A 12,493-nucleotide genomic window follows, 5' to 3' on the forward strand; every position below is an offset into this window, starting at 1 on the left:
TTGTGAACACCCCACAAGAATTGTCATAATAAGGCCAAATTACGCGTTTTTAGCGGTACTTTCTGCTTTACCACTTTCAGGACGAAGAATGGCCACGTTTTTACACGACTTCATTGAGACAAGCGCTCAACGAACGCCGGATGCTGTAGCTATCCATTTTAAGCAAGACACGCTGTCTTATCATGCGCTGTCTGAGCAAACATCCAAAGTAGCGGCTTGCTATCAGGCATTGGGATTGCAACGATTTGATCGTATCGGCGTATATCTAGCGAAAAGCTTTGAAACCATTACAAGCCTTTTTGCAGCAAGCAAAGTTGGCGGTGTTTTTGTCCCCATTAATCCGGTGCTTAAAGCTGCACAAGTTCAGCACATTGCAAATGACTGCGATATTAAAGTACTTGTCACAAACAAGGGCAGATTAAAGTCTTTAGAAGGTGTTATTTCAAGCTTGCCAAGCCTGCAGCATATTGTTGTTGTAGACGGCAAACAGGAAGAAGACCGCCAAGTCGAGCAGTGCCACATTATTTCGTGGCAGACATTCCTCAACACATCCGGTAAAAACGCTCCAAGCCTGTCACCTAAAACCGGTACAGATATGGCCGCCATACTCTATACATCGGGCAGTACAGGGAAACCTAAAGGAGTTGTGCTGTCCCACCAAAACATGGTTGAAGGTGCAATTTCAGTAGCGACTTATTTAGAAAACACGTCTGAAGACGTTATTTTGGCAGTGTTACCACTTAGCTTTGACTATGGATTAAGCCAATTAACAACAAGCTTTTACGTTGGTGCTTCTTGCGTACTTCTTGACTATCTATTGCCTAAAGATGTACTCACAACTATAGATAAGTATCAAATCACTGGTTTGGCCGCTGTTCCACCACTGTACTCACAACTGTGCAGCCTAAATTGGCCAGAAGGCTCAGGCCAATCTATCCGTTATTTCACTAATAGTGGCGGTGCGTTAACGCTTGCAAACCTGAGTACGCTTCGTGACAGAATGCCCTCAGCAAGCCCTTACTTAATGTACGGACTAACAGAAGCTTTCCGCTCTACATATTTACCGCCTAGTGAAGTAGACAATCGTCTTGGTTCAATGGGAAAAGCCATTCCGAATGCAGAAGTCATCGTGATGAGACCTGATGGCACAGAATGTGATGTTGATGAGCCGGGTGAATTAGTTCACATCGGCCCTTTGGTTAGCTTAGGTTACTGGAATGCCCCAGAAAAAACGGCTGAACGCTTTAAGCCAGTAACAAGTAAACCCAGCGGTATCATGCTAACAGAGATGGCAGTTTGGTCTGGTGATACAGTCAAACGGGATGCAGATGGCTACTTGTACTTTGTTGCCCGAGCAGATGAAATGATAAAATCATCTGGGTATCGCATTAGCCCAATGGAAGTAGAAGAGGTGTTATATCAACACCCCAATATCGCTGAAGGCGCAATTATTGGTGCTAAGCACCCAGAACTAGGACAAGCCATTGTAGCGATTGTTCAAGGCAATGGTGAACTAGAAAAAGATGAGCTGGTAAAATCAATCAACAAGCATTGTATGCGAGAGCTAGCAAACTTTATGGTACCTAAACGCATCATTGTGCTCAAAGATATGCCTCACAATGCGAACGGAAAAATTGACCGCGCAAATTTAAACCGCGAATACCAACACCTATTTACGAGCTAGCGATGAAAGCAAAACACGATGTAATACCGCCATTTGAACAAAGAAATAACGAACTTGTCGTCGGTGGCCTAACAACGACGCAAATAAAGCAAATGCTAGGTAGTACACCTTTTTACGCATACGATAGAAAACTGCTGAGTGACAAAGTTACTCAGCTAAAGTCGGCATTGCCTGAATCAATTTCTCTACATTACGCGGTTAAAGCTAACCCCTACCCACCGCTCGTCAATTTTATGAAGCCACTTGTTGACGGTTTTGATGTTGCGTCAAAAAAGGAAATGCTGCTGGCTATTCAAAGCGGTATGCCGCCGGAAGAGATCAGTTTTGCCGGACCAGGTAAAACTGAAGACGACATTTCAGCGTCAATTATTGCTGGCATTACCTTACATGCAGAATCGGCTACAGAAATTTCGCGCGCAACGAAACTAGGAAAATCATTGGGGATAAAGCCAAATATTGCTATTCGCGTGAACCCTGCTTTTGAACTAAAAGCATCGGGCATGAAAATGGCTGGCGGCGCTAAACCGTTTGGTATCGATCAAGAGTTGTTGCCCGACATTATCGGCCAAATGGATTTTGATTCGGTTAAGTTTCGTGGCTTCCACATATTCGCAGGCTCACAAAATCTAAATATTGACGCCATTATTGAAATGCACCAAAAAACTTTTGCACTGGCAGAAGAGTTGGTGGCAATGACGCCAGTAAACATTGACTACGTTAACATAGGTGGCGGACTCGGTATTCCGTATTTCCCGGGTGAGAAACGCATTCAACTGGAAGAAATTAGCGATAACCTTGCTCAATTAATTGCGCGACATAAGGGGCTGGCAGGAATCGAACTCATTATGGAACTAGGTCGCTACTTTGTTGGTGAAGCTGGCGTATACATTTGTGAAGTAGTTGATATTAAAGAATCTCGAGGCACACAGTACGCTGTTTGTGATGGAGGATTACATCATCACCTGTCAAACTCCGGAAATTTTGGCCAAGTTATTCGTAAAAACTACCCTGTTGCTGTTGCCAACAAGTTAGAAGTGGAAGAGGAACATCTCACCAAGACCAATGTTGTCGGCCCACTGTGTACACCGCTGGATATTATTGCGGATAAAATGATGTTACCAACGATTGAAATTGGCGATCTTATTGCTGTTTTTCAATCAGGTGCCTACGGTGCATCTGCAAGCCCGCAAAATTTCCTCAGCCAACCAGAGCTAAAAGAAATTTTACTCTAAATTCATAAAGATAGGTGTTGTAAAATTTTAAGACAATTTTGCTTATTTTAATGAATTCTCGCGATAACTTGTTATAGTTAATACAGATTACGCACTAAAATGGTAATAGTGCCATTTACTAAGCAAAGGTATCTCGGATAACTCATGAGTGAATATTCCATCGCTAGTAATTTTGCGCAGTATTTCAAAATTCGGTTTGCAAATACAAAAGAGCTAAGACAAGAAGCGTTTAAAATACGCTACGGTGTTTATGCTGCGGAGCTAGGCTGGGAGCCAGAGAATGAACACAAGATGGAAACTGATGAGTGTGATGACTACGCTTATCATTGTTTACTCGAGCATAAAAGGACGGGGGTATTTGCTGGCTGTGTGAGGTTAGTTATTCCCTCCCCCGATAATCCCGGCCTAAAATTACCGTTCGAAGCAAACTGCCTACAGAGCGCACGTAAAGACGTTATCGACTCGACCATACTGCCAAGAGGAAGCTTTGGTGAGATATCAAGGCTTGCCGTTCTTGAAACCTTCAGACGAAGGGAGAAAGAAAAGAACAAGCCTTTTGTTCTGAATGAAGTGAATCCTCAAAACGTTTACTCTGAAGAAGAGAGACGAAACTTTCCCAATATTGCTATGGGGTTGTATCTAGCAGCTGTAGCATTAGCAGATATATGCAATCATCAAGGTATGTTTGTCATGATGGAGCCCCGCCTTAATCGCCGATTGACCCGATTCGGGCTACCGTTCGTACAATGCGGTGATGAAATGGATTATCATGGTATGCGAGCCATGTTTTATCTAAAAAGAGCGGGGTTTAACTCAGATCTTTCTCCAGAGTTGTTAGAGTTCTACAAGCTGATATATAACGATTTGGTTGAACAGCTTTACCTCGTGCCATTTACTAACCCCCGTGACAAATAAATCGGAATAGTATTATGAATCAAGATTTTGATTATGACTTGGCATACTCCAGAAACATTGGCTGGGTGACTGAGGCCGAGCAACAAGTATTAAAGAGCAAACGCATTGCGATTGCTGGATGCGGTGGCGTAGGCGGAGAGCACATCCTAACACTTGTCCGATTGGGTATTACAAAATTTAACCTTTCTGATTTCGACGAATTTGGCTGCGAGAACACAAACCGACAAGCGGGTGCCAACGTCAATACTTACGACCGGAAAAAGCTGGACGTCATGGTTGAAATGGCACTCGCAATAAACCCAGCTCTAGACATTAAACTTTTTCCAGACGGTATTGATGAAGACAATACCGACGAATTTCTGGAAGGGGTTGATTGCTATGTAGATTCGCTTGATTTTTTTGCGTTAGAAGCAAGAAAAAGAGTCTTTAGACTATGCGCAGAAAAAGGAATTCCCTCAACAACAGCCGCTCCTATAGGCATGGGAACTGCCTACCTCAACTTTATGCCGGGCGAAATGACATTTGAAGAGTATTTTAGATTAGAAGGCTGTACTGAAAACGAACAATACCTGAAATTTTTTATCGGGCTTACACCTGCTGCGCTTCAGAAAGAGTACCTTGTCGACCCAAGCAAATTGGATCTAGCCAATAAGAAAGGCCCATCTACAATTATCGGATGTAAGCTGGCAGCCGGCGTTGTTGCAGCAAATGTATCTAAGATACTGCTCAACCGGGGATCGGTTATATCGGTCCCATGGAGCCTGCACTATGATGCCTACACGAATAAATTTAAAAAGAACTGGCGTCCTGGTGGAAACAATAATGTTTTGCAAAAGCTAATCTTTAATATGGCCAAAAAGACGTTACTTGTTCCTCAAAATATTGCGTCTTCAGATATTGAGCTTAATACCATTGCATTGAAAGTATTAGAGCAAGCACGCTGGGCAGCAAGTGGAGACAACAAGCAAAATTGGCGCTTTAAAATAGACAGTGACACCAGCTTTACGATATTAGGTTTCGACACAAGCGACCACGTTGTATATGATTTGGACAGACACTCCAGCCATCTAGCGCTCGGTATTTTAGCTGAAACAATTGATATTGCTTCGTCAGAGTATGGTTACAAAACAATTTATCACTACGACTTCACTAACATAGAAGAGCTAAGAATACGGGTAGAACTGGTTAAAGAGGAAGAAGTCAAAACGGATAGCCTTTTCCCTTACATTAAAACCCGAACTGTTCAACGAAAACCAATGGGCACGCGCTCTTTGACGGTAGTTGAAAAACAAGAGCTTGAAGAGTGCTTACCAGACCATTACTCAATTCAATGGTTCGAATCTTTCGATGAGAGACTTGCCTTAGCAAAATTGAATTTTTGCAACGCAAAAACACGGTTGACGATGAAGGAAGCGTACTTCGTTCATAAAGAAATCATCGAGTGGGGTGAACAGTACAGTAAGACTAAAATTCCCGAAAAGGCGCTTGGCGTAGATTGGATGACAGCACGCTTAATGCAATGGTTGTTCAAGAGTTGGTCTCGGATAGAGGTAGCAAATAAGTATTTTGCGGGTACGTACATGCCGAGAATAATGCTCGATTTTCTACCTAGTATCAAAAGTTGCGCGCACTTCGCGATTAAGGCCGATAAGAAGCCTGAGACCATTGAAGATTATTTTAATGCTGGCCGAGCTGTGCAACGCTTTTGGCTAACAGCCGCAAAACTTGGTCTTGGCTTTCAGCCGGAGCAAACGCCAGTTATATTCGCACGCTTTCTTGAGAACGGACTGTCATTTACAGAACAAGATGACGTGGTGAAAAACGCCAAGAAAGGAAAGCAAATGTTTGAAACGCTAGTCGGCACACAACAAAACGTCCACTTCTTAGGGCGACTTGGCAGAGGGCCACTACCGACCTCTCGTTCAACACGAATGGATTTAAAAGACTTAATCGTTAGCGAATAACAATAAAGTCGTATTGATAACCAAAAAGCCAGCTATTGCTGGTTTTTTTCACATCTTCTGTATGCACTTAGCACTTAGCCAACCACTTTGTACATCTAATCCGCTGTTGCAGATCGAATCCAATCTAACCAATTGGAAACTTTACATTGAACACTGATATAACATTAATTAAGGGTCTATCGAGGTTAAATTGCAGGCATAAAAAAGGCTAGCAATTGCGCTAGCCTTCTCTCAAGTAATAAGATTACTTATGCTTTGCGACGCATACCCGCCATACCTAATAGGCCTAGACCTAGGATAGCGATAGATGCTGGCTCAGGAATACGAGCGATAAACGTAGAACCATTGTCTTTAGTGTTAACACCTACATAAAAACCATTTCCGTCAGCAGATACACCTGTTGATGTACCGTCAGGGCCTGCTGAACCAGCAGCACCGATGCGGAATGTTTTAATATCAATGATGTCGCCGTTGAATTTGCGCCATACATCATTAATCGTTGCCATGTTTAATGCAGCCCACGCTTCGTTGAACTCGAAACCGAATAGGAAGCCAACGTTTTGGTTAGAACCGTCAAGTTCAATACGGTCAGTTGTGCTTGATGCGAAAATATCAAATACACCAATGACTGTACCTTGGTAGTCGATAGTCAAAGCAGCTTCTGAATTATCGAAGTTAACTTTGAAAGACGATGCAGCCATGTTCGCAGCAAACTCAGGAGCAGTGTTATTCGCTAGATCTGGAATACCAGCGCCATATGCAACGTCGCTAATGTAGCCTGACAGGTCAAAGCTGAAGTTTAAGTCACCTGGCGTGTAGAATTCTGCTGTACCGCCACCTAAGTCAGTGCTAAATACCATGTTGTAAGCGAATTCTTCTTCGAAAAGATCGCCATCGTTTAACACAAGGTCAGCGCCTAAGTACTGACGCACTTCCACAGGGAAGTTTGGTGCGATGCCAGCATTGAAAATATCAACATTTACAAAGCTGCCGTCTTGCTCTGGGTCAAACATAAACGTATCTGCCTGAGCAGTTACAGAAAGCGCAGCTAACAAGCCACCTAGAATTAATTTTTTCATACTCAAATCCTTTAAGATATACGCAGTGTAGTTTATCTGTTCTGTATAAAGCACTTTCAATGCCAAGAATATTTAATCATTGTATAACATACACTTAAAGATAATTACCTTGCTCGCAATTTGGCTTGCGTAAAAAATATCGACAGCTACAACTGTTCCTTTAGTGTTGAGAGTCGACGTTTAACACTTGCATTATCTGGGTTTATTGATATCGCTTTTTCTAGCACTCTTTGCGCATCTTCATATTGATTCAACGCTATTAGTATCATTCCATAAGTATCGAGAACGATTGGGTTCTCGGGGGCCACTTCAACAGCACGCTCGATAATAGCTTTAGCTTCTGACTGCTTACCCAGTTTCGACTTTACCCAAGCACTATTGTTTAAGAACACCATATTGCTTTCATCTAGTGCCAGTAACTCTTGATAGACTCGTTCAGCTTTATTGTGATCGTGGTCAAGTAGCAATTGGCCGTAGAAAGATTTTGTTATCACATCATTCGGTGATTGCGTAAGGTGCTCCTCAATAAAACTTACAGCCTGTTGTATTTGGCCCAGTTTGTAGTAGCTGGTGTAAACAAGCCCTGCATGCTTGGGGCTTTGCTTTTGACGGTAAAGTGATAGTAGGTCAGGCAGTGCCTTTTGGTAATTGCCTTTAGAGAACGCAACCTGCCCTACTAAACCTGCTGCAAATGGTTGTGATAATGTCGCATCACTTAGCTGGCTAAGTACTTTTTCAGCTTCTTGGTAGTCTTTGGTGACTACTAAGTAATATGGTAACAGTAGTGCAATATTTTCATTTGCGGGATATCGTTGAGAAAATTTCTTCGCCGTTTCAATGACTTCTGGCCACTTCTGTCCTTTTTCTAAGAGCTCTAGTTTGCCATACCATGCACGGTTATGCTCCGGAGATACAGAAATCCATTTATCGTAGACCTCAAGCGCTACATCGTATCCATAATCAGAAAACTTAAGCGCACTGTTTGCCGCTATCAACCAATAATTAGCAGGTAGTTGTGTCATGTCACTATTACTCATTAATAGTTCATACGCTTCTTGATACCGTTCTTCTGCAAAAAACATTTTGGCAAGTGTGTAACGTAATTGCACATTATCGGGTTGTTCTAACCATGCGGCGTTAACTTTTTCGATGGCTACATGCTGCTTTTGTTTACCTTTCAGCAGTGAGTAATACAAGCTATGCGCATCTACCGCTGTGTTATCTTGCTCTAAATAATTAGCCAATAGCGCTTCAGCTTTATCCATTTCTTTATTTTCAAGTGCTTGAAGTGCTCGATATCGCAAAACCACAAGATTGTTTGGGTTCAATGTTTCAATCTTGGTGATCAGTTTAGCTAACTCCGCTTTTTCGCCTTTAAGATCGTGTATCTTTGCAAGTAAAACGTTGGCATTTATGTTATCAGGCGCTTCTCTTTGCCACTCTTTTGCAATACCGAGGGCTGAGGCAATATCACCCTGTGACAAATATGCTGTTGCTAGTAAAATTTTGGACTGATCTTGGTCAGCTCCTGACTCAATAGCTTTTTCGATGTCTTTTACGCCATTAAAGTCGTTAGAAGCAACTTTCAAATAACCTCTTGTCAGCAGTGCTTCTGGAGAGTCTTCACCCTCTGGCAGTTCCATCTCCAAGATGTCGCGAACTTTGTCTATTTCGCCTATTTTTAATAATTCATGGCCAGCTTTAAATAAAAGCTCGGTATCTGCACCCGCTAACTGGTCTATCTCACCAATAAGATCAGCAGCACCTTCACTGTAGCCCAGTTGTAATTTGACACTTGCATACACCCTTTTAACTGGGTGATCAAAAGGAACAAACCTATCAACCGCTTTCAGGTAAGAATATGACTGCTCTAAATTGCCTAATTTGTATGCACTCAGACCTGCAATAACATTAGAGAGGAAGTAGTTTTTATTTAACTGCAACGCTTTGTCTGCTTGCTGCAAAGCAGCTTCATAATTTTCGCGAACAAATGATATTTGGGCATTAAGTTCATGGGCTTTCGGCTCTTCTTCAAAAATGCCAAATTTTGCTTTAAGTCGCTGATCTGCTCTTTCAATTTCTTCAGCCTGAATGAGTTGTTCAACTTCCACCAAACGAATATTTTCTTCAAAAGGCACAAGTTCTTGGTAAATCACATATGCATCGGCAGATAAGCTGTGTTGACCTATTTTAGCTAGCGCAGACGCCTTTATTAGCAGAAAAAGTGGCTTGCTATCGAGCATTTCAACGGAATCAAGCTGGTCTAATACGGCGGTATAGTCGTTATCAATATAGGCTAAATATGCTCGTGAAAGGACTGCCGTTTCACTAGATGGCGCAACAGCAAGTACCTGGCCAAAGAAATCTTGTGCTTCTTGCACTGTAAGTTGGCTATAACTGACAATTCCTGCGTAAAGCAATATCTTTGCATATTCCTCATTTGACAGCTCTCCAGCACTATTCACAATGTCTGTAACGTCTTCCGCTTTTAACAGCTTCATTTTAATATAAGCAATCTCAGTTAAGAGAACATTGTAGTCTCCACCAAGATCAAGCGCTTTCTCAAACTCTTTCTCAGCTTCCAAGTAAAAACCTAGCTTGGTGTATGATTGCCCCAATGTAAGCCTTAAACTTGGATCTCGGGGAGACTGCTGCACTGCATTTTTGAGATCAATGATGGCGCTCTGAAAATCTCCTTGCTGAATAAAGGAGTTTGCAGATACTTTAAGCTCTTCAACAGTTTGACTAGGCGTGCACGCCGCAAGTATTCCAATAGCGCCTGCAACGACAAAACTCTTAATATTCATGATTCTTCCTATGAGCTTTTTAGTTCATTCAACAAAGTAGTTTTCTTTTCTTCTTGTTCCGGCGTATTCACTGCTAGTGGCGTCAGAATTTTACGTGCCTCATTTTTACGTGCACTCTTGAGTAGTGCTTCGACATAGTTCAAAGCAATATCAACGTCCTTGCCTTTCGATATCTCATATGCCTTCCGAGAGAACGTTAAGGCCTCTCTCGCCTTTCCAGCTTTTAATAAGATTTGACTATATGTATCTGCAATATTCGATACATTGGGTGCTAATTTGACGGCATCTGCTGCTAAGCGCTCAGCTTCCTCTAACTTACCTTGTTCCATCAACAGCCAAGCAGCATTGTTCATAGCAATAACATTATTAGGCTGCTGTTTAACCATTGACTCAAATACATTAAGCGCATCAGCGTTTTGGCCCTGCTCCAACAGTAGGCTACCAAGCAATGATGCGAGTTGTTGGTTGAAACCTCTAGTATTTATGTGATCTTCTATAAATAAAATCGCTTCTTTCTTTTTGTCACCGTTCACCAATGCTGAAGTGACGAACAATGCATTCTTAGGAGAGGGCATCGTGGTATAGAAAGCAAGCAGTCTGTCTTGAGCAAGTTCATAATCGTTTTCCAATAGCGCTAATCGCCCCTCGATAGCATTCTGCGCCGGCAAACCACTAAGTTTGCCTTTCATGCTTGAATAAAACTGTTTGGCGGCCCTAACATCTTTTAGATCTATGAGTAAGTGCGCTTTCACTAACGACAAAGGTAGGTTATCAGGATGGTGAATAAGGCCCTCTTCAACGGCTTTCAGTGCCGAATCAGGTTTTCTATCTACTGAGTAATATTCTGCAAGATAAATGTAATGTTCTACGTGGTATGGGTTGAGTTTGCGCCAAGTATCTAACGTCGATTTCAATAACGTTTTGTTATTCTTCTCTTTTGCTACATAAACCTTCAACGTAAAGTACAACTTCGGTGTTGTTAACGATGGCTCGATACCATTTAATACATTTGTTGCTTCGTCAATTTTTTGCCTTTTTACTAATGCTTCCGCATAAACTATACCCAATAGTTCCTGCTGTTCAGCTTTATATTTTTTCGCAATATTTTCCAACGACTGGCTATCATTAAATATACTGTCATAAACACGTAAGACTTTTATATTATTCGGTGTCTGCTCAAGCGCCTTAGCTATAAATTGTTTAGCATCTTCTTCATTTTTTTGACTGTGATTGATAATAGCCAACTGAACTAAGCCATATGAATTATTGGGCTCTACTTCCAAGCCCTTCATTAACAAGCGCTTTGCCAAATCTAGATCATTTCGATGAACCGCAATTGCTGACTCTAAATTTAGACCGTCTGCTTTATCTGGTAAGTTCTGTTTCCATTTTTCTGCTATTAATTGCGCTTTGTTAATATCACCTGACTTTACAGCTAAATAGGCTAATGCCAATTCAGCTTTTACTAGCTGAGGATCCAACTCTACTGCCTTTTCAAGAGACTTCAGGGCTGCTTGGTCGCCAACCATCATTTGTAGGAAGCCTTCTTGTAAAAGCTTTTCAGGGTCATTCGATTGGCTATCACCGTATTTGGCAATGAGTTCACGTGCTTCTTCGGTTGCACCAGCTTGCAACAGCTTGTAACTCAATGCGGAATAAAATGAAGGATTGTCTTCGGTATTGATTGACAAATCATCAAGAGTATCAGCTGCATCAACGATTAAACCAAGCTCCATCTGACTAACAATAACCAGCTTTCGCGCAAAATGGTCAGCTGGCAAATACTGTTGAAGCGGCTTTAAATGATAGAGCGCAAGTTCAAACTTTTTCAGATAAAACGCACTGACACCTGCAACGAGTTTAATATCACGTTGGTTAAATTTATTGGCTATTGCCGTTTCAGCATGCTTGTTTGCAGCTTCATAATCTTGTGCTGCAGCACGAGCCATCGCTTTAATGTAGTTAGCAAAGGGCTGATTCGGTAAAAGCCGTAATATATTGTCCGCATGCTTTTCCGCTTCATCCAAATCACCTTTCTTCATTAGTGCGTTACTTAGCATTAATTCAACGCTGTGTTGATTCGGAATACCTTGCATATATTTTCGGTAATTTTCACTAGCGAGAGCAAAGTCTTGGCTAGCCATACCAATGTGACCGAGTAGCAACAAAGCCTGAGGTTGCCCTGGGAGCTTGCTCAACGCTTCTTCCGCTTTCGTTTTAGCCACTTCGAGTTCCTGTTGAGAAAATGCAATGTAGCTTGAAACGAGCAACTCATGACCAGTCTCACCAGAAGCATTGCTCAATCGGCCAATTAAGTTTCTCGCTTTTGGAATATTGTCTAATTGCACTGAAGACAGTGCTTGAAATGTCAGGAGTTCATTTTTCGCTTGATCTTGAACACCGTCAGATTTAAGAGCTGTTATCGCTTGAAAGTCATCGTTTAGATAGTAAGCATTAGCCAATAGAGGTAAAACTAAGTTATCGTCAAACACTAATGAATCAGCTTTTTCTAATTCTTTAATCGCATTTAAAATATTGCCTGATTCCAAATAGATTTTACCAAGTAAATATCGTGCCTCTGCATTTTTGTTATCTATTTGAATTGCATTTTTCAATGAAATGATCGATGTGTTTATATCATTCTGTGCCAGTTGCGTTTTAGCTTGTGTGATATATTTGTCAGCGGTTTCAGCTTCTCCACAGCCATATAGAAGAGATAAAATACTGATGGCTACTACGGTTTTTTTTAGCATATTTTTCATTACTATCTTTCCATGAATTTACTTACGAAAAAGCTCACGAATCGTGAGCT

At 41.7% G+C, this 12,493-nt stretch carries 7 protein-coding genes; 4 read left to right on the forward strand and 3 right to left on the reverse strand.

The genetic code is table 11. From position 1 onward, the window contains the following. The first annotated feature begins 88 nt into the window (after window positions 1–88). The 4 genes from ACFSJY_RS04710 (at window position 89) to ACFSJY_RS04725 (ending at window position 5,795) form a co-directional block, all read left to right on the forward strand. Window positions 89–1,684 carry an acyl-CoA ligase (AMP-forming), exosortase A system-associated gene (locus tag ACFSJY_RS04710; protein ID WP_386031626.1) on the forward strand — a complete coding sequence of 532 codons (1,596 nt, stop codon included), beginning with the start codon at window positions 89–91 and terminating at the stop codon, window positions 1,682–1,684. A gap of 2 nt (window positions 1,685–1,686) precedes the next feature. Continuing rightward, window positions 1,687–2,916, forward strand: coding sequence for a pyridoxal-dependent decarboxylase, exosortase A system-associated (locus ACFSJY_RS04715; protein WP_386031628.1), 1,230 nt, complete (start codon window positions 1,687–1,689; stop codon window positions 2,914–2,916). A 144-nt stretch (window positions 2,917–3,060) separates the two neighbouring features. Next, window positions 3,061–3,831, forward strand: coding sequence for a PEP-CTERM/exosortase system-associated acyltransferase (locus ACFSJY_RS04720; protein ID WP_386031630.1), 771 nt, complete (start codon window positions 3,061–3,063; stop codon window positions 3,829–3,831). Window positions 3,832–3,845: 14 nt separating this feature from the next. After that, on the forward strand, window positions 3,846–5,795 hold the full coding sequence (locus ACFSJY_RS04725; RefSeq protein WP_386031632.1) for a ThiF family adenylyltransferase: 1,950 nt from the start codon (window positions 3,846–3,848) through the stop codon (window positions 5,793–5,795). 248 nt (window positions 5,796–6,043) lie between these two features. Here ACFSJY_RS04725 and ACFSJY_RS04730 read toward each other — a convergent pair whose 3' ends face one another. From ACFSJY_RS04730 to prsT (ACFSJY_RS04740), 3 genes are all read right to left on the reverse strand, one after another. Beyond that, on the reverse strand, window positions 6,044–6,874 hold the full coding sequence (locus ACFSJY_RS04730) for a PEP-CTERM sorting domain-containing protein (RefSeq protein WP_386031634.1): 831 nt from the start codon (window positions 6,872–6,874) through the stop codon (window positions 6,044–6,046). 146 nt (window positions 6,875–7,020) lie between these two features. Next, the gene (gene prsT, locus ACFSJY_RS04735; protein ID WP_386031636.1) at window positions 7,021–9,681 is read right to left on the reverse strand and encodes an XrtA/PEP-CTERM system TPR-repeat protein PrsT; all 2,661 of its coding nucleotides are present in this window, start codon (window positions 9,679–9,681) and stop codon (window positions 7,021–7,023) included. 8 nt (window positions 9,682–9,689) lie between these two features. Then, the gene (prsT, locus tag ACFSJY_RS04740; protein WP_386031638.1) at window positions 9,690–12,443 is read right to left on the reverse strand and encodes an XrtA/PEP-CTERM system TPR-repeat protein PrsT; all 2,754 of its coding nucleotides are present in this window, start codon (window positions 12,441–12,443) and stop codon (window positions 9,690–9,692) included. Between the last annotated feature and the right edge of the window lie 50 nt (window positions 12,444–12,493).

The sequence above is a fragment of the Thalassotalea euphylliae genome (assembly GCF_042682785.1).
Classification (GTDB): Bacteria; Pseudomonadota; Gammaproteobacteria; order Enterobacterales; family Alteromonadaceae; genus Thalassotalea_F; species Thalassotalea_F euphylliae.

Coding starts and splice junctions, on each gene's coding strand:
- prsT (WP_386031638.1), bottom strand. CDS start 12,443: ATGAAAAATATGCTAAAAAAAACCGTAGTAGCCATCAGTATTTTATCT.
- ACFSJY_RS04720 (WP_386031630.1), top strand. CDS start 3,061: ATGAGTGAATATTCCATCGCTAGTAATTTTGCGCAGTATTTCAAAATT.
- ACFSJY_RS04710 (WP_386031626.1), top strand. CDS start 89: ATGGCCACGTTTTTACACGACTTCATTGAGACAAGCGCTCAACGAACG.
- ACFSJY_RS04715 (WP_386031628.1), top strand. CDS start 1,687: ATGAAAGCAAAACACGATGTAATACCGCCATTTGAACAAAGAAATAAC.
- ACFSJY_RS04730 (WP_386031634.1), bottom strand. CDS start 6,874: ATGAAAAAATTAATTCTAGGTGGCTTGTTAGCTGCGCTTTCTGTAACT.
- ACFSJY_RS04725 (WP_386031632.1), top strand. CDS start 3,846: ATGAATCAAGATTTTGATTATGACTTGGCATACTCCAGAAACATTGGC.
- prsT (WP_386031636.1), bottom strand. CDS start 9,681: ATGAATATTAAGAGTTTTGTCGTTGCAGGCGCTATTGGAATACTTGCG.